This is a genomic window from Arthrobacter sp. MA-N2 (assembly GCF_000517125.1).
GTDB lineage: Bacteria > Actinomycetota > Actinomycetes > Actinomycetales > Micrococcaceae > Arthrobacter > Arthrobacter methylotrophus.
This window is the reverse complement of record NZ_KI912155.1, coordinates 3,656,764-3,677,795: the sequence shown is the minus strand read 5'-3', so window position 1 is coordinate 3,677,795 and position 21,032 is coordinate 3,656,764. Positions and strand designations below refer to the sequence as shown.

Here is a 21,032-nt window from a genome sequence, read left to right as displayed (position 1 = left end):
GGTATCAGTCGGGAAATCTGACCAGAATGGACGCATGGAACGCGAAAAGATTCTGGAACATGAAACCACCCTGGAACACGCATTGCACCTAGCGCGCTCCAATCATAAGGAGGCCCTGCGCCTGCTCGCTGAAGCCAAGACGGCGTTCGCGGCTGGCGAGATCGCTGAGGACCGGGTCATTCAGCTGGAGTCGCTCCTGGAGCTGGCGGCCGAAGACCTGAACCGGGTCACCAAGGAGCAGTAGCCCATCTCACGCAGCGCCCTGAGCGGGCGGGTTGGTCCCGCGTTGCGATTATTCACATAGTGACCTGTCCTCCCCACTGTGGATATCGGCAGTGGCTGTCGCTGCCCTGAATTAGTCTCAAGGGACGTAGTCTTCGCCGAAAGGATGCAATCCCTTGAGCACTACTTGGGCCGCCTATCGACGCGCCCGCCGCCAGTCTCGTCAGGCTTGGGTGCTCCTGTTCCTCTTAGTCGCGGCTGGCGTTGCCGGCATTGCGTGGTTCTTCGCGAGCGGCCAGTTCGCCGTGGCCGAAGCCGCCGGCGATGGGCCCACGGAGGCTCCCGTCTTCGACTCGAGCTGGATGAGGCCTGTGGAGTCCGTACAGCCCGTTCCCGTCGGTTCAGCCGCTGATGTCCTCGAAGCGCTTTCCGTGAAGGGACGCTCTGCCAACGACGATTACGACCGTAAGCAATTCGGCCAGGCATGGCTCGACGTCGACCGCAACGGCTGCGATACCCGAAACGACATCCTCCGGCGGGACCTCAGGTCGGTGGAGTTCACCGCGGGTTCCACGTGCAAGGTTGCGTCCGGGCAACTCCGCGAGCCGTATGCGGGCGAGGACATCCATTTCCGGAGGGGATCGGAAAGCAGCAGTGCCGTCCAGATTGACCACCTGGTGGCCCTTGCCGATGCTTGGCAGAAGGGTGCCAAGCACCTCACGGCGAAACAACGCCAGAGTCTCGCCAACGATCCCTTGAACCTCATTGCCGTTGACGGCCCCGCCAACGTAAAGAAGAGCGCGAGCGACGCCGCCAGCTGGCTGCCTGCGAACAAGGGCTTTCGTTGCCACTATGTAGCGCGGCAGATTTCCGTCAAGGCTGCGTACCGGCTCTGGATCACCCAAGCGGAGAAGGACGCCATGAAGCGTGTCCTAGGCTCGTGCCCGGGCCAGCAGACCATCAGGGCGATGTGACGGGGCGAGTGTCGCAGGGACGGGCCGGACAGCAATAGCGCGGTCCGCGTCTCCAATCATGGTCCGGTCCAATCAGTGTCCGAAAGGGTCTGGGTCGACGCCCGGCATCCAGCTCAGGCCCGGCACTCCCCAGCCGTTCTTCTTGGCCTGCTTCATGGCCTTCTTGGCGTAGCGGTCGATGAGACGGTTCACATAAAGCTTGCCGTCCAGATGATCGAATTCATGTTGCATGACCCTCGCGAACCAGCCCGTGGCCACGAAATCCACCGGCTCGCCCTCGCCGTCGAAGCCTTGCACGCGGGCCCACTCCGCCCTCTGCAGCGGGTAGTGCTCCCCGGGGAAGGACAGGCAGCCTTCGATGTCTTCCTCCGGGTCAGGAAGGGACCCGGGGATTTTTGACAGTGTCAGGACCGGGTTCACGAGCACCCCTTCGTCCGGTGCGTCGTCGTCATTGGGGTATTTGTAGACGAAGAGCCGCTTGCCAACTCCCACCTGGGGTGCGGCCAGGCCAACGCCGTTGGCGGCTTCGTTCGTCTCGAACATGTCGGCTATCAAGGTGCGCAGTTCGTCGTCGAACACTTCAACCTCGGCCGCCCGGCGGTGAAGCACAGGCTCGCCCCAGATCGTGACTGGCAGAACGGTCATGTCAAGTGTTCCTCTGGTTCTCTGGCCTGGAAGGCCGGAATTGGCCGGGACAAAGCAAAGGCCGCACTGGATAACCAGTACGGCCTTTGGCTGCGATCGGCGAACTTCACCGATCTCATGAGGGTGAGCGACGGGGGTTGAACCCGCGACCTCCTGGACCACAACCAGGCGCTCTGCCAACTGAGCTACGCCCACCATGTGCCTCTTGATGCTTCCGGAGTGACCCGCAAGCTGCGGAGGCAACGACAAAAACTATACCCCGTCTTGAGGGGTGGTTTCGCCAGTTTCGACGGTTTGGATGAAATTTCCCCAAAAGGTGCTGCAGATCACGTGCCTGCGGGAGCTTCCGGGCCGGCTGTAACTTGCTTGGAAATCCGCTGCGCCGTTGCTGTGTCCGGTCCTGGCGCCGGCACGAAGACCGCCTCGCGGTAGTACCGAAGCTCGTCGATCGAGTCCTTGATATCGCCGAGGGCGCGGTGGCCACCGTGTTTTGCAGGTGACTGGAAATACGCGCGCGGGAACCAGCGGCGCGAGAGTTCCTTGATGGTGCTGACATCGATGACCCGGTAGTGAAGGTGCTCGACGATGTTGGGCATATCGCGCGCGAGGAACATCCGGTCGGTTCCAACCGAGTTGCCGCCAAGTGGCGCCTTCTTGGGGTCGGGTACCCACTTCTCGATGTACTCAAGGACGATTGCTTCAGCTTCCGCCATGGTCTTGCCATGGGGGAGTTCGTCCAGGAGCTTCGAACGGGTGTGCATGTCGCGGACGAAGTCGTTCATCTGCTCAAGGGCGGCGTCAACAGGCTTGATGACGACGTCGACGCCGTCACCGAGAATGTTAAGGTCCGAATCGGTGACCAAAGCCGCCACCTCGATCAGGGCGTCGTTTTCAAGGTCCAGCCCGGTCATCTCACAGTCGATCCAGACGATGCGTTCATTAGTAATAGGCACCTGCCAAGCCTACCGTTCGGCTGTGTGGGAAGCGTGGCGGAGCGCCTGATTGCGCGTCTGCGGCGGACTCCGGCTGGTAAACTGGGCCGTTGTCGAGCGGTTGTTGCCTGCCTCGACGAGCTGGACCAATGTACGTAGGGACTGGAATATCATGACGGCAGGCGGATCGGGCGTGGGCACCTCAAACAGCCGGGATGAGGCAAAGGAACCCGCGGTGCCGTCGGAGACGATCGCCGCAGGCGCCCATTTTCCCAGTGCTGCGGGCATCGGTTCACCCAGGGTCAAGGCCTACGTGGCCATTTGGCAAGGATTCTTCGGCTCTCTCATGATCTTCGTCGGTTCGATCGGCGCGGGCTGGATCGCCAATGGATCGCCGATGGTCCGACACCCGCTTGTCATCGCCCTGCGCACGGAGGGCTGGGGCGTTACGACGTCCACCATCCTGTTGACTGCCGGCGCCATGCTCTTGGTCAGGTCTTGGTTGAGGCTAGGTCAAAGGCTCAAGGACTGGGGCCCGGGCTCGGTCCGATCGGTGGTTGTCGCAGTTGCGGCGTGGGCGGCGCCCATGATGTTCGCCGTGCCGATCTATTCGCGCGACGTGTACGCCTACACCGGCCAGGGAAGGCTGGTCCTTGAAGGCCAGAACCCCTACACCGCAGGCATATCCTCGCTCAGCAACTGGTTTGCCCTCGGAGCGGACCCCGCCTGGGCCGAGGCCAAGACGCCCTACGGACCATACTTCCTATGGCTCGCAAGGTGGGTAGTGGGTATCACTAACGCCCAGCCCGATTTATCCGTCCTGCTCTTTCGTGTCCTGGCGGCGGGGGGAGTGCTGCTTTGCGTGATCTACGTTCCCAAGCTGGCCGAACTCCACGGAATCAATCCTGGTCGCGCCCTGTGGATCGCCGTGGCGAACCCGCTTTTCCTCATCAGCTTTATCGCCAGCGCCCACAACGATGCCCTGCTGGTGGGCCTCGCCGTGGCAGGAATGTACTTTGCGGCCACCGGGCGCCATGTCACCGGTCTTCTCCTCGTCACAGCCTCCATCGGTATCAAACCGATCACGGTGCTTCTCCTGCCCTTCATCGGCCTGATGTGGGCGGGTCCAGCGGCGAATTGGACCCGCAAGTTCCTCTTCTGGGGCGCGACGGCGGCCATCAGTTTCGGTGTGCTGGCCGTGAGCGGAATCCCGTACAACCTAGGGTTCGGGTGGGCCTGGGCCATCCTCGATCCCACCCCCGGCTACACGGCATTCTCGCCTTCCGGGTTCCTGAGCCAACAGGTCGACGTGATCGCAAATCTCTTGGGCTTGCCCGGCGGAACGGTGGCGTCCGGGCTTCGCACGCTCTTGAAGTGGACCGGCATGGCGCTCGTGGTGGTTCTCATGTTCCGTGGGGACTATTCGCGACTGGTGCGACGCGCCGCTCTGGCGTTCGCCGCCGTCGTCATGCTCGCTCCCATCATCCAGCCTTGGTACATCCTGTGGTTCATACCGCTGCTCGCGGTAACCGGCATCCGGGATGACTGGCAGATCAAATGCCTCTATGTCGCCGTCACGTTCTTCGTGGCGTTCGGCGCGCAGGACCAGCTCTCAGTGCTGTCCTTCGTCGAGTTGAACGTCAAGGCCTCGTCCTTGGCATACGTGGTGGCGGTGGGATTCGCGATCTACCTGATGGTCCTGGACGTGCATACCCGTAGATTGTTGATCCGGTCCACTCCCGGGGAATTGCTCCGCAGGCTCGAGCAACGGCTCAGGCGTTCCGGATAGCGGGTACTGCGCCGGGCTTCGGACCGCATTCGACGCCGGTGTTGCTCCACGTGTTCCGAAAAGACGGGGCTATAGGCCAAAACGTGTGTATGAGAGAGGCTTGCTCCCCAGTGTTGGGGGCGAATTTCGGGGGTGGCTAAGCTTTGGAAGCATAGGGTGGCTGGGCTGCTTGCATACCTCCGGACTGTCTGGTTAGTGGTTCGGCCTGGTTGGTGGTCGGGCACTGAGACGGAACGGAAGTTGCCGGTCCCGTGAGTCTGTGAGTCCGAGGGGCCGGAATTTGTCCATTCGAATGTTTGAGCAGAATCCGACATCCGAGCGAAGACGATCCCTGGGCGGTCATGACGCGCCCGGGATTTACACACGTTTTGTCCTATAACCCAAAAGACGACGGCGGGCTGGCCGCGCACGCGACCAGCCCGCCCAAGAATCGAACGGAAGTCTCAGATCTCCTTGCCGGCATCGGCCGGTTCATTCGCGGGGGTCTTCTTGCCCAAAAGATACAGCCGGCGTACGGACCAGCAGAAGAGCACCACCAGCAAGGCATTGCGCACAGTCAAAACCAAGGCCATCCAAGGGTTGTTGTGGCTGAGGGCATCGTAGAAGAGGGGGTAGATAAAGTAGGTCGCCACAGCAATGGCAATGAGCATGGCTGCGGGGACGCGCCATTCACTCCGGCTGTGGACGAGTCCGACGGCCACAGCCGGCGCCAGCCAAACCATGAACTGTGGGGATCCGACCTTGTTGAAAACCACGAAGGCGGTGGCCATGGTCAGGGAGCCGGCCAACAATAGTTCCGTACGGTCAGCCCCACCGCTTCGCTTGCCGTTGTGCAGGGCCCAAAAAATCAGGGCAGCCACCACGAGCGCGGCCAAGACAAGAAGCGGCTGCATCAGTTGTGACATGAACGGTGTTCCCGGGCCGTCCACCTGCACCGAGTTGATGTCCGTGTTCATGTACATCCGTGCGTCACCGACATGGAGGACCGAGAGCCACAACCAAGGAGTGGTGAAAGTCGCTTCCAGTTGCATGCCACGATCGCCTTGTTGGGTGAGAAAGTTGAGGAGCTTGGGGAGCGCCCCTACGGCAGCGGCCAGAGCAATCACCACAGCGCTGGTCAGAATACCGGCTGCAACGACGCGGGTCCTGTCCTTGACTACGGTGAACAAGGAGAGCATGACGGCAGCCGGCCAGACCTTCATCCAGGTTGCAACACTCAGAAGCGTCGAGGCTATGAAAGGGTTCGACACTCCGTACGCCAACGCGATCAGTACGATGGGCGCGGTAAATCCATCCACCCGGGCGAATCCCAGCCAGCCCATGATGAAGACGAACACCAGCCACCACCATGCAGCCGGGATTGCCTCCCTACGCCGTCCCCACCCCGTGAGCTTGGCGATAGCCACGCCGTCGAGCACGGTGATCATGACCACCCATAGGAAGAAGAAGGGGCCGGGTCCAGCCAACCCGGCGATGGCCATCGGTATCAAGGCCAAGATGGGGTAGACCCATGGACTAGGTCCGCTGCTGAGGTTTTCATCCCTGAACCCCGCAGAGGTCCATTCCCGATAGATGAAGGTGTCGCTGAACGCTTCTCCACGAAGAGAAATGGTCAAAGCGAACACGAGGAACACCAAATGCACCACGCAGAAGGCCGCCAGCAGGCCTTTGGGGGTATTGAGCTTCGCCTCCCAGGAAGCTGGAAGAACACGATGACGGAACCGTGTGAGCGCGCTGAAGAATGAGTCCGTGGAAATGGGAGGATCCTTGTCGTAGTAATCGTCACAGGGGCACCGCAAGCCTTAGCGGCACCGGGCCACTGCAGACAACACCGGTTCCGTCCAATCTCATGGCGGAGCAGCATGGCTGGGGGTCTTCGGCATCGAGATAAGGCCCGTTCCATCCTATCTCAGGCCACTTTCGCAGGCCGACCCGTGGGCTGCAGACCCCCGGGAGGCTGCGGGCGACGATGCTAGAGTTGCAATAATCCATGGCAGCCGGCGAATCCATTTTGGCCGGGAGGCGGCAGGGAACCGGACAGGATTTTGTTTGATGGTTTGTCGAAGTTTCGCGAGCGTGAGGTGAGGAGTTCGTTGGCTCATCCAGAGGCGCTTGACGGCTCCAACGCGCCGGCGGACGCTACGGTAATCGCAAAGGCCGCAAGGACGGCGATCCTTCAGGGTTTCATCGGGTCTTTGCTCATGGTGGTCGGCTCTGTCGGAGTTGGTTGGCTCGCAAGCAGCAGTGCCCTGATCCGTATGCCCCTCTTCATCATGGCCAGGACATCTCCGGTCGGAGTGATCCTGTGCACGGTGATGCTCTGCCTCGGGGCACTCTTGCTCTTGCGCTCGTGGCTGCGAATTGCACAACGGATCGGCGGATGGAACGGCTCGGCGCATCCTGTGCTCCGGCGTGCGTTGTGGATGTGGTCAGTTCCGTTGATGTTCAGCTTGCCGCTGTTCAGCAGGGACTCCTACGCCTACATCGGCCAAGGCCGGCTCATGGAGCAAGGCGTGGATCCGTATACCAACGGCATTTCCGCGTTGAGTAACTACTTCTCGCTCGGACCCGACAAAATGTGGACGGAAGCACCCACCCCCTACGGTCCCCTGTGGCTATGGTTTGAACAGGGAGCCGTGTGGCTCAGCGCAGGCGTCCCCGAGCTTGCCCTGGTTCCCTTCCGACTGGCTGCGCTGGCCGGAGTCTTGCTGCTTGCCGTGTACGTTCCCCGATTGGCCGCGCTCCATGGCGTGAACCCGGAGCGGGCGCTTTGGCTCGGGGTCCTCAACCCTGTGCTCTTGTGCAACTTCATCGCCAGCGCCCATAACGACTCCTTGATGTTGGGACTTGTTGTTGCCGGGTTGTATTTCGCCTCGGTCAAGCGACCCGTGCTTGGAATCGTGCTGATCACCGCTTCGATCGCAATCAAGCCAATTACCTTGATTGCGTTGCCTTTCGCCGGGCTGCTGTGGGCTGGTGCCCGCGCCGGTTGGGGCCGCAGAATGATCTGTTGGACGGCCACGTTGGTCTTGTCCCTGGGCCTCCTGGCCGCCGCGGGTATGGTGAACGGTTTGGGATTTGGCTGGCTTGGTGCCCTGCAAACCCCTGGAACGGTGTGGATTTGGTACGCACCGGTGGGTCTGCTGGCCCACACAGCGGGCTTCGTCGTCGGACTTTTCGGCGGTCCTGGCGTTCCGGTGACTGACGTGATCCAAACCATCGGAACGGCGGTTTCGGCGCTTGCCATTGTTTGGCTCGCAGTGCGTACGCCGGGTCGCGGGATCGCTATGCGTGCGCCGATCGACGGCGAGTCCGAGTTCAACAAGACCGTGCTCCGGCGCATGGCCCGGGCCTTTGCCGCCGTCGTCGTGCTTGCGCCGGTCATCCAGCCTTGGTACATGGTCTGGCTGCTGGTGTTCTTTACGGTGACGGGTATCGCGGACGGCCCGCAGCTTCGGACGGTCTTCTATCTGACGGCGTTCTTCACCCTTATCGCTCTGACAGACCAATTGAGTGTCTTCCCGTGGATCCCCCTGGCTGTGGTGCGTGGGGTGGCCATCGCCATTGCGGTCCTTTTCATTGCCTACCTCGTGTTCTACGACAAGAAGACCCACGTCTTGTTCCGCCCGCGGCGAGGGATTCTGAAGTTCAAACCAAAGCCCTGAACGCGCTTCAGCCGAGGTGTTTCATCGCCTCTCGCATTGACAAAGGACTGAGTCCGGTTCGCCGGGCTTCCGCGTAATTCCGCACCCATCGGGGATCGGTTTTGGCGTACTCCCTTAGTGCCCAAGCGATGGCCTTTCTGATGAAGAACTCCTTGTCGGTGAGGTTGGCGTCGAGCACCGCGGCGAGAAGTTCCTTGTCGGTTGCCGACTTTGCCTTGAGCTGGGAGGTGATGGCGGCGCGGCGGATCCAGAGGTCTTCGTCCGTTGCCCACTCGCGCAGGAGAGGGGTCAGCGTGCTCCGGTGGTGCTGCAGAAGGGTGCAGATGCGGTCGGAGACTCCGTCCACGAAGTCCCACCATGAACCTGTCCGGATGATTTCCTCGTAGAGCGGCAACATCTCCAGGTCCTTGGCAACGGACTTGAGCGAGGTCAGATCGATGGCTGCATAGCGTTCCTCCCGCCAGGTGGCCTCGCGCCACAAGTGCCGGACGTCGTCACGCAGTTCAGCGGGCGACTCGAAAGGCAGTTCCTTCGCGGTCGCCAGGACTATGCGGCGGACTACAGGGACTCTGACCCCGAGGGAAGGCATGGATGACTTCATGTACGCTTGTGCCGCTTGTGCGCGGTCGGGATCCGCCTCCGCATGCAGACGTTCCCGGATAACAGCGATCCTTCGGTGTTCCATACATCGACTCTAGGACACTCCGGCGCAGGCTCGGACGCGCCACCCGGTTGACTGGCACCGGGGCGCCAATAGAGTGGTGGGAAGAGTTCACTTCGCGGCCCGGGCCCCTTGGTTACCCCCGTTTCGGAGGCTTGTTATGTCCATGGTGAAGACGCCAGAAGAGATTGCGCTCATGCGCGAAGCCGGGAGGGTTGTTGCCAACACGCTTTCCACGGTTCGTTCGCAAGCCGCGGTTGGAGTGTCGCTCAAGGAGCTCGACGACATCGCGGTTTCCGTCATCGAAGCCGCCGGAGCCAAGCCTGCATTCCTGAATTACCGTCCGCGGTGGGCGTCCACACCGTTCCCAGGGGTCATTTGCACGAGCGTCAACGACGCCGTGGTGCACGGCATCCCGAACGGATACGTCTTGCGGGACGGCGATCTGCTGAGCGTCGACTGCGGGGCATTCGTCGAGGGATGGTGCGGGGACGCCGCAATCAGCTTCATTGTGGGTAGTCCGGATCCGGTGGATCAGGATTTGATCGATGCTACGGCGGCCGCGCTCGCTCGCGGAGTCGAGGCCGCCCGGGTGGGAAACAAGATGGGCGACCTTGCGTACGCCGTTGGCGGGGAGGCCAAACGGAGTGGCTACGGGATCCTTGCCGATCACGGTGGACACGGTATTGGCCGGACTATGCACGCAGAACCGAGCGTGCCGAACATCGGCCGGCCGGGCCGCGGCATGAAGCTTGTGGAGGGCCTGGTCATCGCTATTGAGCCGATGTTGATCCTGGGTGGGAGCGATGATTATTACCATGACGACGATCAGTGGACCTTGCGCTCCGCCAACGGCCGGCGTGCGGCGCACAGCGAACATACGGTTGCGATTACCGCGGAAGGTCCGGTTATTTTGACACTGCCGTAGGCGGGGGCTCCGGAATCCGGACTGGTCAAAGTCGGCGCCCAAAGCGCATGAACGCCCTCTCCTCTACCGCTCTGGAAACTATCGTGAAACCGGCGTCCGCGAACAAGTTGATACCGTTCCTTGGTAGAGATCGGCCGAAGCGGCTTTGGGCCGAAGCGAGGGACCAACGGGGTAGCCTTCCACGATCTCGGCGCCAAGCGCGAATGCATGCCCGACGGCGGCATTCAGCAATGCGGCAGCCACACCGCTCCGGCAGTGGAGTGGTCTTCCGATCCTGGCCGACGAGAGCGAACCATCGGCACCAACAGCGCGACTACTCGCCGCAGACGTCGAAGAGTTTTTCGACGTCGGACCAGGTCGCGGGGTTGGTGGTGACGACACCGGAGCCGGCGACGTTCGGGATCATGGGAACAGCCCAGGGTGCAGCGAGGCCGGACGACACGGATTGGCTTGTGCGTTAGGCCGTGGGTCTTCACGGCTTAACGAAACCAGAAGCGGCCCTGATCTACGTTTCCGCAGGTCAGAGCCGCTCTTTGCGTGCCCCGGGAGGGAATCGAACCCCCGACCAAGAGATTAGAAGGCTCCTGCTCTATCCTCTGAGCTACCGAGGCAGGCGGCGCACGCACAGCACGTGGCTGAGGCGCCATCAAGAGTTTACATTGCGCCAGCAGCCTGTGTAGCCAGCTCAGCGGGTCCGCGACTCTTCCCCCACAGGCGGCGATGGGGTCTGGCTATCCACATACGCGAAGTGGATACTGCCGCGGAAGTTCGCGGCACGTGAAGCTGAAAGAGCCATACAGGCAGCTCAACTCACGTTAGGACAAGACTATGAATGACATCATCACTGTCCGGGGATTCGTTGCCTCGGAACCCAGGAGTTCGACGACCCCGGGCGGGACGGGGACGGCCTCGTTCCGGCTTGGCTCCACTGCGCGCAGGTTCGACCGCGCGAACGACGCCTGGGTGGATGGCAACACCAATTGGTTCAGCGTTCAAGCGTTCAGGCATCTTGCCGGAAACATCGGATGCAGCGTCAAGAAGGGCCAGCGGGTCATCGTGGTCGGGAAACTCAAGCTGAGGCAGTGGGAACACGACGGCAAGATCTACCATGTTGCCGAAATCGTGGCCGAGTCGGTGGGGCATGACCTCATGTGGGGCTCGGCGAACTTCATCCGGACCTCCGGTAGCACCAGCCCGCAGAGCGTGCCCGCGGCCACCGGGGTGGAGCCTGAAAACCCTTGGCCTTCGGCGGATGAAGACGGTGAAGAGGGCCCGCATGACGACGAGGACGGCAGTGTTGCAGCCGAGCGGGAGGTTATTCTTTCGGCCGGAGAAAACGATGAGGCGGTTCTTGTTCATGCTGACACCGGAGAACTTGTAGACGCCCGGGCCTGAGATGACGCTCGTGCCGAAAGAGCGGATGCCTCGGATATCCGCGGATGCCATGCGGTGCGGAAGATAGTGCGCCGCATGGCAGAATGGCCGGGTGATGAGCAGGGGAACGCCGCGAAAACCATCAGGACGCCGCCACGCGGCCGGAAGCCGGGGTTTGCTGCTTGCAGTCCCGTTACTTGTGGCCGGGCTGGTGGCCGGCTGCACGGCACCTGCTCCTGTGGTGTCAGGAAGTACGCCGGTCTCATCGCGTGCCCCATCGAGTACAGCCGGTGCTACTCCAGCTGTCACACCCAGTGCCGGAAACCCCTCAGCACCGGCTTCGCTCAGCGCGGGTGCGGCGACCCTGAAGCAGACCATGGAGACCGCCCTGATGACGCTTGCTGCGACATCCCCCAAACCGACGCAAGAAGCACTGCGATCGCAACTCGTTTCGGCCGGTATTCCTGCCCCGACGTTGGAGGTGACCGCCAGCAAGACACCGACCGGTCTGGACGTCGACGCCATTGAGGCAGCGGCCAGATTGGACAAGGACTGCGTCATGGGCGAGATCAGGGAAGGCCAGGTCTCAGTGTCCGTGCTGCCCGTGCTGGCGAGTGGCAAATGCTTCGTGGGAGATTCGCGCTAGCAGGCACGAATGTGAGTTATGCCTTGCCACCCATTAGATTTAACGGCATGGCGGAATTCATTTACACGATGACCAAGGCTCGCAAGGCCGTTGGCGAAAAACTAATCCTGGACGATGTCAGCATGTCGTTCTTCCCTGGCGCGAAGATCGGTGTGGTGGGCCCGAACGGAGCCGGCAAATCCACGATCCTGAAGATCATGGCCGGCATCGACACACCGTCGAATGGCGAAGCCCGCCTCAGCCCCGGCTACTCCGTGGGCATCCTCCTGCAGGAGCCGCCCCTGAACGAGGAAAAGACCGTCCTGGGCAACGTCCAGGAAGGCGTGGGCGAGATCTACTCGAAGATCCAGCGCTTTAACGAGATCTCCGAGGAAATGGCCAACCCGGATGCCGACTACGACACCCTGCTGGAGGAAATGGGCCACCTCCAGGAAGCCATCGACGCGGCAGATGCCTGGGACATCGATTCCCAGCTCGAACAAGCCATGGACGCACTCCGCTGCCCGCCGGGTGACTCTGACGTGACTGTCCTGTCCGGTGGTGAGCGCCGCCGTGTAGCGCTTTGCAAGCTGCTGCTCCAGAAGCCTGACCTCCTGCTCCTTGACGAACCCACCAACCACTTGGACGCAGAAAGTGTTCTGTGGTTGGAGCAGCACCTCTCGTCCTACCCTGGTGCCGTCCTCGCCATCACTCACGATCGCTACTTCCTGGACCACGTCGCCGAGTGGATTTGTGAAGTGGACCGCGGCCGCCTGTACCCGTACGAAGGCAATTACTCCACGTACTTGGAGAAGAAGCGCGCCCGCCTGGAAATCCAGGGCAAGAAGGACGCGAAGCAAGCCAAGCGCCTGACCGAAGAACTTGAGTGGGTCCGTTCCAACGCCAAGGGCCGTCAGACCAAGTCGAAGGCCCGTCTGGCCCGCTATGAGGAAATGGCAGCCGAGGCCGATCGCACCAGAAAGCTCGACTTCGAAGAAATCCAGATTCCGCCGGGACCGCGTCTTGGTGGCCTGGTCCTGGAGGCGAAGAACCTGCAAAAAGGCTTCGAAGACCGAACCCTCATCGATGGCCTGTCGTTCACGCTGCCCCGAAACGGCATCGTCGGCGTCATTGGCCCCAACGGCGTTGGCAAGACCACCTTGTTCAAGACGATCGTCGGGCTGGAACCGCTTGACGGCGGCGACCTGAAGATCGGTGACTCCGTCAAGATCTCCTACGCCGATCAGAGCCGCGGCGGCATCGATCCCAACAAGACCCTGTGGGAGGTCGTCTCCGACGGCCTGGACTTCATCCAGGTGGGCCACGTTGAAATGCCATCGCGTGCCTACGTGGCCGCCTTCGGCTTCAAAGGACCGGACCAGCAGAAGAAGGCCGGAGTGCTCTCGGGCGGTGAGCGTAACCGCCTGAACCTGGCCCTCACCCTCAAGCAGGGCGGAAACTTGCTGCTGCTTGACGAGCCCACCAACGACCTCGACGTCGAAACCCTCAGCAGCCTTGAGAACGCCTTGCTCGAGTTCCCCGGCTGCGCGGTAGTGGTCTCTCACGACAGGTGGTTCCTCGATCGGGTTGCCACCCATATCCTCGCCTACGAAGGTGACGAGGAAAACCCGTCGAAGTGGTACTGGTTCGAGGGTAACTTCGAGTCCTACGAGGAAAACAAGGTGGAGCGCCTCGGCGCGGACGCGGCCAAGCCGCACCGGGTCACGCACCGCAAGTTGACTCGCGACTAAGAGCGATACGACTCGAGAAGGCCGGCGCCCCGGGAATATCCCGGGGCGCCGGCCTTCTGTGTTACGCCGCAGCTACGCTAAAAACGGCAGCTACCGCGGAATCCGGAGCATACCCTCCTGCGCCACGGTGGCCACATGCTGTCCATCGCGGCTGAAGATCTTGCCGGTGGCCAGCCCGCGGGCGCCCTGGGCGCTGGGGGACTCCTGTACGTACAGTAGCCATTCGTCCACGCGGACGGGTCGATGCCACCACATGGCGTGGTCGAGGCTCGCCACGCTCATGCCCGGAGTCATCCAGCTCAATCCGTTCTTGCGCAACACCGATTCCAGGATGGTGTAGTCGCTCGCGTAGGCCAGGGCTGCCAGATGAAGATTGGGGTCGTCCGGCATCGGGCCGAAGGTCTTCATCCACACTGCGTTGCTGGCTACGTGCTCCGTGGGCGCTTCCACGTAAAGTGCGGGGTCGACGTGGCGGACGTCGAAGGGACGCTCGAAGGACATATGGCGCGCGAGTGGATGGTCGTACTTCTGCAGGATTTCCGCGGTACTTGGCAGGGTTTCGGGATCCGGAATTCCGGCCGGCATCGAGGACTGGTGCTCAACGCCGGCTGCCTCGGTCTGGAAGGAGGCGATCATCGACAGGATCGGTTGTCCCTCCTGGTACGCGTGCACCCGTCGCGCGGAGAATGAGCGTCCGTCGCGGAGCCGTTCAACGCTGAAAGTGATGGCCTGGTTGGCGTCTCCGGGACGAAGGAAGTAGCCATGCATGGAATGGACAGTGCGGTCCTCCGCCACAGTGCGCATACCGGCCACGAGCGATTGGGCCAGCACCTGTCCGCCGAACACGCGGTGGCGCGGCTGTTTCTGGGACGGCCCAAGGAAGATGTCCTCTGCTGTCCTCGCGCCGTCGAAGTCGGCCAGGGACAGTAGTTCGATGAGGGTGGATGTTGGGTCCTCAAGGGCAACCTGATGTTCCAGGCCCGCGTGCGCGTCAGTCATGGTTCGACTCTAGACGCCGCCCGGACCCCTCTCAACCGAGGACATGCCGGTAGAGTCGATGATGTGTCCGATGTACTGACCCAGTCCTTCCATTTCGTCGATCCCCGTGATCTGGCGGATCTCCGCACCTATGCCACGCGAGCCAAGAGCATCGATGACGGCGCTATCCGGCTGCAGGCTTCCGGACGCGTCCTGGCTGCCTATGTGTGCGTCCTGAGGCCGCGCCTCCTGGGCGAAGCGACACCGACCATCCTCGGGCTTCGGACCATCGCCCTCGCCGAGGATGCGCATGCGGACGTCACTGTGACCCTGTCCTCGGTCCTGGACCGCCTGGCGCGCTCCGGTGCCGACGACGTCGAGCTTCCGATCCCGCCGTCGACCGTTTCCGAATCTTGGGCCGGAGTCGGGGCGCCCCGCAGCGGCTGGGAACCACTGCGTTCAGTGCCCGACGCCGAACTCAAGTCAGTCGCAAATGCCGGCATTGCCGAGGTGGCCGGGATTGTTCCGGATCAGCCTGGTGCGTTGATCGTCAACAATGCCAGGGCAACAGTGTGGGGGCGGGAGATTCCAGGACTCGACGGCGTACCCGCAGGCGCGGCGTTCGCGGCCTTGGCGCTCGGTTTCCTTGGCGACGGTGAACACAGGCTCTTCCGCAACGGCCGTTGGTTCCGGCTTAGCGGGAGCCGGGGCCACATTCTGGCACGATCCGGATCCGGACTGGGCTTACAAGCTCGCTGAGCCGCTTAAGGTTTCTGGACCGATGGGCTGTTGACCATCGTGAGCGCAGCCCTCTCCATGTAGTCCCACAGCGTACCTTCGTGAAGCGGCGACAAGCCGAGGGAGTCCACTGCCGCGCGCATGTGGAAGAGCCAGCGGTCCTTGGCTTCCGGTGTCACCTGGAAGGGCATGTGCCGCATCCTCAAGCGGGGGTGCCCGCGTTCCGCGCTGTAGGTGCCCGGACCGCCCCAATACTGCTCAAGAAACATGAGGAACCGTCGCTTCGCCGGGGCGAGGTCTTGTTCGGGGTACATGGGCCGAAGCAATGGATCTCCGGCGACGCCGTCGTAAAAGACATCGATGAGTTTCGCGAAAGTCTCGTGCCCTCCGACGGCCTCGTAGAAGCTGTCGGTGTAGGCAGGCTGGCTGAACGGATCGTTTTGCATCAACTGCCGTCGTTCGGCCGGTTGCGGTGTTGCGGATTCCGGCTGGCTACTAATGTCACTCACCTGCTTTCTGCTCTTGAATCTTGAGGGATTCCTTTGACGATTGAGGCGCACCGGATGCAGCCGTTTCGGCAGGCGCAGCACCCGGGGGTGCAGGCGGAAGATCATTCGGGACGGCTGGTTCCTCCGGCACGTAGTCTCCCTGCGAGCGGTTGCCCACCCTCAGGATCTCCCCGTTGCGCAGATACCAGATGGCGCCGTCTTCAGCCCTGAGACGGGTGATCCGGAGACCGACCGATTCAACGGTGCCAATCACTTCGGTGGTCACGATCACATCGCCGATCCCGAACTGGTCCTCGATGGTGATGAAGATGCCGGACAGGAAATCGCGGATGAGTTGTTGGGCGCCAAAGCCGATGGCCACACCCAAAATCCCGACGCTTGTGAGCAGCGGGGCAATATCTACATTCAGGTATTTGAGGACGTAGATGATGACGATGACCACCACCACAACGCTCAGCACGCTTGTCAGCAGGGAGCCAATGGTGTGGGCGCGTTGGGCGCGCCGTTCATGGTCGAGTGCCCGGAAAGCCGGCTGGACCCACCTGAAATGAGGTTTCTTGAAGAAGCTGGTGCCCTCAGCTACGCGGCGCGTAATACGCAGAATGATGAACCGGGCTACCACCCAGACCACCAAGCCAATGCCCAGCGTCACGAAGATTGACGCGAAATCGATCTTGGCTGCATCGGCCACGATGTTGTCGGTCGACGAGGCGACGTTCATGTGCGGGAATGCTCCTCACGGGATCCAATTGTTCGCCGGGCCCTTTTCGCCGGGCGCGGAATACTCTTTCCACGGTCAACCCTATCCCCGTAGCGTGGCCGGAAGCGCATCAGGCGAGTGGTACGGCTAGCTGGCGGCCGCCGTCGTGTTCGGCTCATGCAGAACGGGAAAGTTGACGCTCCGGGCGATGAAGCACAGCCGGTTCGCCTCGCGGTGCAACTCGGCCACGAGGGAGACATGCGCCGGGTCTGCAACCGTGACGTGCGGCTTCAAGGTGACGCTCTCGAACTGGCCGCTGCCATCGCGATTGAGCCGCATCATGCCCTCGGCCTGATCGACGTAGTCGGTCACCACCACTCCATGTTTGACCGCGACATGCAGGAACGACAACATATGGCACTGGGACAGGGCGGCGAGGAGCAGTTGCTCAGGGTTGTATCGGCTCTTATCCCCGTGGAAGGCCGGGTCAGAGGAGCCCTTGAGGACGGGCACGCCGGGGATCTCGATGTCGTGGTCGCGGGCATAACCACGGTAGCTGGAGGTTCCACTGCCCAGGTTTCCGGTCCAGCGAACGGTCAAGGAGTAGCGGTGTTCGTCCAGGCTCATGCGGAAAGTCTAGCGGCGGTCCTTTCGCCCCCGCATACGCAAGGACCCGGTTCCGGCGAGCGGAAGCGGGCCCTTGCGGTGCTTTGTGCGCTGCGGCTAGACGTCTGCCGCGCGGGCCTTGAGGGCGCGGGCGACGCCGTCGCGGTTTTCGAGCATCATGCGCCGCAGAGCGTTGCTGTCCGCCTGCAGCTCAGCCAGGAACTTGTCCGTGCGATCCACGGTGGCCTGGGTGGTCAGCTGCGCAGGGTAGAGTCCGACGACGATCTGCTGGGCCAGCGCGTGGGTGCGGTTGGCGACAATTTCCGGGACTGCCTCGAAGTACTTTTCGGCGTACGGTTCAAGCAGGGAGGTGTCCAGCACCCGGGTGAAGCCCGCGACGGCGGAGCTTTGGATGGCGTTGGAGAGCTCGCCCGTCACAACAATCTTGTTCCACGCTTCGGCTTTGCCCTCGGGAGTGGGGAGGGCGGCTGTTGCCAAGGCGGCAGCATTCTGGCCGTTGGCCGTGTGATCGCGCTCAAGTTCGGCGTTGATCCGCTCCTGGCCCGCGCGGCTGCCCACCACCAGCGACGTCAGGAGTTCCCAACGCAGGTCCTGGTCGACAGTGAGGCCGTCCAGGACGGTACCGCCGTCCAAGACCGACTGGACGGTGTCCAGTTGGGAACTGCTGGCGGCGAGCAAAGCGAAGGACTTCACGAACTGGAGCTGGGCGTCCGATCCGGAGGCCACGGTGGAAGCGAGCTCCCACAGCTTGTCCGCGGCAGCTACGGTGGCCGCTTCCTTGTGTTCCGCGGCGACGTAGTAGCTGAGTGTGGTGGCGAGCTGCCGCAGCTGGACCAGGATCACGGAGGAATCGGTCTCGGAGGCGATGTTGGCCAGGATCAAGTCAACGTAGCCGCGGGCGGGGGTTTCGCCGTCGCGGGCGCCATCCCATGCCGAGCCCCACACCAGGGTTCGCGGGAGGCTGCCGGCGAAGTCCTTCAGGTGGGCCTTCGCGGTCGCCAGCGACACCGGGTCAAGGCGGACCTTCGCATACGCGAGATCGTCGTCGTTGAGCAGTACCAGGTCCGGACGCGCCAGCCCGGCAAGGGCACGGACATCGGTCCGGGGACCGTCGACGTCGAGCTCTTCCCTGTGGGTGCGTTCGAGCTTGCCTTCGGTTGAGAGGTTGTAGAAGCCCACGGCGAGGCGGTGTGGGCGCAGGGTGGGCTGTTCGTCGATGGCTGTCTGCCGGATCGCAAAAGACGTAATGGTGCCGTCGGAGTCGACATCGAGCTCGGGGGAGAGCGTGTTGACGCCTGCGGTCTCGAGCCAGAGCTTGCCCCACTGGTCCAAGTCGCGGCCGCTCGCGGCCTCGAGTTCCTTCATGAGGTCCGCGAGTTCGGTGTTCTGCCAAGCATGTTTCTGGAAGTATTCGCGGACGCCGGCCATGAATTGTTCAGGGCCGACCCAGGCAACAAGCTGCCTGAGGACCGAGGCACCCTTGGCATACGTGATGCCGTCAAAGTTCACCTCGACATCCTGAAGATCGTTGATCTCGGCGAAAATCGGGTGCGTCGTGGGCAGCTGGTCCTGCCGGTACGCCCAGGACTTCTCCACGGAAGCGAAAGTGGTCCACGCACGGTCAAATTCGGTGTTCTCGACTGCGGCGAGGTGGGACATGTACTCGGCAAAGGACTCGTTGAGCCAGAGGTCGTTCCACCAGCGCATCGTCACGAGGTCCCCGAACCACATGTGGGCCAGTTCGTGCAGCACGGTGATGGCGCGGCGTTCGATCTGGGCGTCGGTGACCTTGCTCCGGAAGACGTAGCCCTCGAGGATTGTCACTGCGCCGGCGTTTTCCATGGCGCCGGCGTTGAACTCGGGAACGAACAGTTGATCGTACTTCTCGAAGGGATACGGGAAGCCGAACTGGGCCTCGAAGAACTCGAAACCTTGTCGGGTCAGTTCGAAGATGTTGTCGGCGTCCAGGTACTGCATGAGGGATTTGCGGGCGAACACACCGAGCGGGATCACCCGGCCGTCGGAGCTGGTGACCTTGCTGCGGACCGATTGGTAGGGGCCCGCGATCAGGGCGGTGACATAGGAGGAGATACGGGGGGTGGGTGCGAAGTGCCAGACGGAGCGGGCACCGCCGTCGTCCCCGGGAGTGGTTTCCACGGGTACCGGGGTGGGGGAGTTGGAGATCAAGTCCCAGTGCGAGGGTGCGGTGACCGTGAACGTGAATGCCGCTTTCAGGTCCGGCTGCTCGAACACAGCGAACATGCGGCGGGAATCGGGCACCTCGAATTGGGTGTACAGGTAGACCTCGTTGTCGACGGGGTCCACGAAACGGTGCAGGCCCTCACCGGTGTTCATGTACGGCGCATCGGCGACGATCCTGAGCTCGTTCTCGGCGGCGAGCTCGGGCAGCTGGATGCGTACGCCGTCGGACACCACCGCGGGATCAAGTTCGGTGCCGTTGAGCGTCACGCTGTGCACCGTCTCCGTGATCGCGTCGATGAAGCTCGAGGAACCTTCGGCGGCCGTGAATTTCACCACCGTGGTGGAGCCGAAGACAGTGGCACCCTTCGTCAAGTCGAGGGCGACGTCATACGAAGTCACGGTGAGCAGTTCCGCGCGATGTCCGGCTTCGGTGCGCGTCAGGTTCAGGCCTGGCAAAGTGGTGCCTCCAAGAATGGGTTGCAAGAAGCCGGATGGGTTCAGCCAGCACCGGCACTGTGAAGTCATTCTTTCACTCGATGCCGGCTTGGCAAGGAAGCTGGATCATAGTGTCGCCGGCCAAGGGTAGCGTTGGAATCATGGGAAAGATGCGCGACTCGTTGGACCTCCGGGCACTCCGCTTTGCGGTGGCATTTCCGCTGCTGCTGGCCGCGGCATTCACGGTGTGCGCGCTCATGCTGCGCAACAACCTTCCGGATCCGGTCGCCATTGCGTGGAACGCCGACGGCGGAATCAGCTTCGCGCCGTTCGCCGCCTACGTTTTTGGCGGAGGCGGGTTCCTGGTCCTGGCGGGTTGGCTCGTGTTCGCCCAGGCCGTTCCCCTTGCCAGGCCAGTGATCATGCGGCGGGTCATGATGGGCATGGGACTCATGGTGACCCTCTTCATCACCGCTGTGCTGGCCGCCGGACTCGTAGGACAAACAGGCCTTGCCGATGCGCGCAGCTCGCACGTTGACGCTACTGTCCTCGCGCTGGGCGCCGGAGCGGCCCTGCCCCTTGGCGTGGTCATGATGATGGCTTTCAAACCTGATCCACACTGGACTCCGGAAGACGATGCCGCCCTCGAGACCGAAAGGAGCCTGGCGGAAGACCCGGCTCTGGCAGAGGATTCCATGTTGCTCTGGGTCCACGCGAGGAGTTCGGTGTTCGTCATGATCTGCGTGGCCACCGTGTTTCCCGCCGCGTTGATCGCCATTGCGCTGCCATGGCTCGGCGCGTTGCTGGCTGTGGTCGCCCTGATGGCAGCGTGTTTCCTCTTCGTCCGGGTGCGCGCCGACAGGGGAGGGGTGCAGGTCTTTGTCGCCGGCGTCCTCCGAGTCCTGACCGTGCCTGCCGTAGACATCGCGGGCGCGGCAGCCCAAGAAGTCAGGGCCGCCGACTTCGGCGGATGGGGGCTTCGGCACCACGGAGGAGCTACGGCCATGCTCGTGAGCAGCGGACCCGCCGTCGTCGTCCGCGAAGTCAGCGGCCACAGGGTGGCCTTCAGCGCCGGAACCTCGGCCACGGCGGACCGGCTCGCAGGAATTCTGAACCGCGTCGCGGCACGGGCCCAGCACGACGAGCAGCCACCTGCCCCCTGAGCGCCGGGAGTTCGCCGGGCCTTTCGGCTTCGTCTTAAGAGGTGGGCAACGGCCCGGTCCTAGTAATCTAGGAACCGCATCCCTCAACGCCGCGCCCGGCTTCGCCGCGTTCGC

General features: G+C 62.5%; 19 protein-coding genes and 2 tRNA genes. 10 read left to right on the top strand and 11 right to left on the bottom strand.

Annotated features, from left to right (window positions below):
* Positions 1 to 34 precede the first annotated feature (34 nt).
* A complete protein-coding gene (locus tag A3M3_RS0117945; RefSeq protein WP_028267492.1) occupies positions 35 to 244 on the top strand; it encodes a hypothetical protein in 210 nt (69 codons plus the stop codon).
* A gap of 154 nt (positions 245 to 398) precedes the next feature.
* A complete protein-coding gene (locus A3M3_RS0117940) occupies positions 399 to 1,196 on the top strand; it encodes an HNH endonuclease family protein (RefSeq protein WP_028267491.1) in 798 nt (265 codons plus the stop codon).
* A gap of 72 nt (positions 1,197 to 1,268) precedes the next feature.
* Here A3M3_RS0117940 and def read toward each other — a convergent pair whose 3' ends face one another.
* The 3 genes from def to orn all read right to left on the bottom strand — a co-directional run bounded on the left by def (position 1,269) and on the right by orn (position 2,794).
* Positions 1,269 to 1,841 (bottom strand): peptide deformylase, encoded by a 573-nt coding sequence (gene def, locus A3M3_RS0117935; protein ID WP_028267490.1) that lies wholly within the window; start codon positions 1,839 to 1,841, stop codon positions 1,269 to 1,271.
* Positions 1,842 to 1,963: 122 nt separating this feature from the next.
* Positions 1,964 to 2,036, bottom strand: a tRNA-His gene (locus tag A3M3_RS0117930).
* A 131-nt stretch (positions 2,037 to 2,167) separates the two neighbouring features.
* A complete protein-coding gene (gene orn, locus A3M3_RS0117925; protein WP_081736862.1) occupies positions 2,168 to 2,794 on the bottom strand; it encodes an oligoribonuclease in 627 nt (208 codons plus the stop codon).
* Between the two features lie 151 nt (positions 2,795 to 2,945).
* On the opposite strand from orn, the gene mptB (A3M3_RS0117920) reads away from it, so the two are divergent.
* Positions 2,946 to 4,562: a polyprenol phosphomannose-dependent alpha 1,6 mannosyltransferase MptB gene (gene mptB / locus A3M3_RS0117920; RefSeq protein ID WP_028267488.1), complete on the top strand. Its 1,617-nt coding sequence runs from the start codon at positions 2,946 to 2,948 to the stop codon at positions 4,560 to 4,562.
* Between the two features lie 443 nt (positions 4,563 to 5,005).
* On the opposite strand, the gene A3M3_RS0117915 is transcribed toward mptB (A3M3_RS0117920), so the two are convergent.
* Complete coding sequence (locus tag A3M3_RS0117915) at positions 5,006 to 6,319, bottom strand: glycosyltransferase family 87 protein (RefSeq protein WP_028267487.1); 1,314 nt, start codon at positions 6,317 to 6,319, stop codon at positions 5,006 to 5,008.
* 336 nt (positions 6,320 to 6,655) lie between these two features.
* On the opposite strand from A3M3_RS0117915, the gene mptB (A3M3_RS25790) reads away from it, so the two are divergent.
* Positions 6,656 to 8,227 (top strand): polyprenol phosphomannose-dependent alpha 1,6 mannosyltransferase MptB, encoded by a 1,572-nt coding sequence (gene mptB / locus A3M3_RS25790; protein WP_051423261.1) that lies wholly within the window; start codon positions 6,656 to 6,658, stop codon positions 8,225 to 8,227.
* A gap of 7 nt (positions 8,228 to 8,234) precedes the next feature.
* Here mptB (A3M3_RS25790) and A3M3_RS0117905 read toward each other — a convergent pair whose 3' ends face one another.
* On the bottom strand, positions 8,235 to 8,912 hold the full coding sequence (locus A3M3_RS0117905; RefSeq protein ID WP_028267486.1) for a DNA alkylation repair protein: 678 nt from the start codon (positions 8,910 to 8,912) through the stop codon (positions 8,235 to 8,237).
* Positions 8,913 to 9,048: 136 nt separating this feature from the next.
* Here A3M3_RS0117905 and map point away from each other — a divergent pair, with 136 nt between their 5' ends.
* Complete coding sequence (map, locus tag A3M3_RS0117900) at positions 9,049 to 9,816, top strand: type I methionyl aminopeptidase (RefSeq protein ID WP_028267485.1); 768 nt, start codon at positions 9,049 to 9,051, stop codon at positions 9,814 to 9,816.
* A 538-nt stretch (positions 9,817 to 10,354) separates the two neighbouring features.
* Here map and A3M3_RS0117890 read toward each other — a convergent pair.
* Positions 10,355 to 10,427, bottom strand: a tRNA-Arg gene (locus A3M3_RS0117890).
* A gap of 217 nt (positions 10,428 to 10,644) precedes the next feature.
* Here A3M3_RS0117890 and A3M3_RS0117885 point away from each other — a divergent pair.
* From A3M3_RS0117885 to ettA, 3 genes are all read left to right on the top strand, one after another.
* On the top strand, positions 10,645 to 11,211 hold the full coding sequence (locus A3M3_RS0117885) for a single-stranded DNA-binding protein (protein WP_028267484.1): 567 nt from the start codon (positions 10,645 to 10,647) through the stop codon (positions 11,209 to 11,211).
* Between the two features lie 355 nt (positions 11,212 to 11,566).
* Entirely contained in the window at positions 11,567 to 11,836 is a 270-nt protein-coding gene (locus tag A3M3_RS25785; RefSeq protein WP_035742006.1) for a DUF6993 domain-containing protein, read from the top strand.
* A 47-nt stretch (positions 11,837 to 11,883) separates the two neighbouring features.
* Positions 11,884 to 13,566: an energy-dependent translational throttle protein EttA gene (gene ettA, locus A3M3_RS0117875; protein ID WP_028267482.1), complete on the top strand. Its 1,683-nt coding sequence runs from the start codon at positions 11,884 to 11,886 to the stop codon at positions 13,564 to 13,566.
* A gap of 90 nt (positions 13,567 to 13,656) precedes the next feature.
* On the opposite strand, the gene A3M3_RS0117870 is transcribed toward ettA, so the two are convergent.
* Positions 13,657 to 14,565: an acyl-CoA thioesterase gene (locus tag A3M3_RS0117870; RefSeq protein ID WP_028267481.1), complete on the bottom strand. Its 909-nt coding sequence runs from the start codon at positions 14,563 to 14,565 to the stop codon at positions 13,657 to 13,659.
* 63 nt (positions 14,566 to 14,628) lie between these two features.
* Between A3M3_RS0117870 and A3M3_RS0117865 the strand changes: the two genes are divergently transcribed.
* On the top strand, positions 14,629 to 15,303 hold the full coding sequence (locus A3M3_RS0117865; RefSeq protein ID WP_028267480.1) for a hypothetical protein: 675 nt from the start codon (positions 14,629 to 14,631) through the stop codon (positions 15,301 to 15,303).
* Positions 15,304 to 15,308: 5 nt separating this feature from the next.
* On the opposite strand, the gene A3M3_RS0117860 is transcribed toward A3M3_RS0117865, so the two are convergent.
* The 4 genes from A3M3_RS0117860 to pepN all read right to left on the bottom strand — a co-directional run bounded on the left by A3M3_RS0117860 (position 15,309) and on the right by pepN (position 19,776).
* The gene (locus A3M3_RS0117860; RefSeq protein WP_155854466.1) at positions 15,309 to 15,728 is read right to left on the bottom strand and encodes a globin; all 420 of its coding nucleotides are present in this window, start codon (positions 15,726 to 15,728) and stop codon (positions 15,309 to 15,311) included.
* Positions 15,729 to 15,783: 55 nt separating this feature from the next.
* Positions 15,784 to 16,512 carry a mechanosensitive ion channel family protein gene (locus A3M3_RS0117855; RefSeq protein WP_051423259.1) on the bottom strand — a complete coding sequence of 243 codons (729 nt, stop codon included), beginning with the start codon at positions 16,510 to 16,512 and terminating at the stop codon, positions 15,784 to 15,786.
* 126 nt (positions 16,513 to 16,638) lie between these two features.
* Entirely contained in the window at positions 16,639 to 17,118 is a 480-nt protein-coding gene (locus tag A3M3_RS0117850; protein WP_028267477.1) for an OsmC family protein, read from the bottom strand.
* Between the two features lie 96 nt (positions 17,119 to 17,214).
* A complete protein-coding gene (gene pepN / locus A3M3_RS0117845; RefSeq protein WP_231497352.1) occupies positions 17,215 to 19,776 on the bottom strand; it encodes an aminopeptidase N in 2,562 nt (853 codons plus the stop codon).
* 140 nt (positions 19,777 to 19,916) lie between these two features.
* Here pepN and A3M3_RS0117840 point away from each other — a divergent pair, with 140 nt between their 5' ends.
* Positions 19,917 to 20,918, top strand: coding sequence for a hypothetical protein (locus A3M3_RS0117840; protein ID WP_028267475.1), 1,002 nt, complete (start codon positions 19,917 to 19,919; stop codon positions 20,916 to 20,918).
* Positions 20,919 to 21,032: the final 114 nt, after the last annotated feature.

Coding starts and splice junctions, on each gene's coding strand:
- A3M3_RS0117840 (WP_028267475.1), top strand. CDS start 19,917: ATGGGAAAGATGCGCGACTCGTTGGACCTCCGGGCACTCCGCTTTGCG.
- A3M3_RS0117905 (WP_028267486.1), bottom strand. CDS start 8,912: ATGGAACACCGAAGGATCGCTGTTATCCGGGAACGTCTGCATGCGGAG.
- A3M3_RS0117885 (WP_028267484.1), top strand. CDS start 10,645: ATGAATGACATCATCACTGTCCGGGGATTCGTTGCCTCGGAACCCAGG.
- A3M3_RS0117945 (WP_028267492.1), top strand. CDS start 35: ATGGAACGCGAAAAGATTCTGGAACATGAAACCACCCTGGAACACGCA.
- A3M3_RS0117870 (WP_028267481.1), bottom strand. CDS start 14,565: ATGACTGACGCGCACGCGGGCCTGGAACATCAGGTTGCCCTTGAGGAC.
- A3M3_RS0117850 (WP_028267477.1), bottom strand. CDS start 17,118: ATGAGCCTGGACGAACACCGCTACTCCTTGACCGTTCGCTGGACCGGA.
- ettA (WP_028267482.1), top strand. CDS start 11,884: ATGGCGGAATTCATTTACACGATGACCAAGGCTCGCAAGGCCGTTGGC.
- map (WP_028267485.1), top strand. CDS start 9,049: ATGTCCATGGTGAAGACGCCAGAAGAGATTGCGCTCATGCGCGAAGCC.
- A3M3_RS0117855 (WP_051423259.1), bottom strand. CDS start 16,512: ATGAACGTCGCCTCGTCGACCGACAACATCGTGGCCGATGCAGCCAAG.
- def (WP_028267490.1), bottom strand. CDS start 1,841: ATGACCGTTCTGCCAGTCACGATCTGGGGCGAGCCTGTGCTTCACCGC.
- mptB (WP_028267488.1), top strand. CDS start 2,946: ATGACGGCAGGCGGATCGGGCGTGGGCACCTCAAACAGCCGGGATGAG.
- A3M3_RS25785 (WP_035742006.1), top strand. CDS start 11,567: ATGGAGACCGCCCTGATGACGCTTGCTGCGACATCCCCCAAACCGACG.
- A3M3_RS0117860 (WP_155854466.1), bottom strand. CDS start 15,728: ATGCAAAACGATCCGTTCAGCCAGCCTGCCTACACCGACAGCTTCTAC.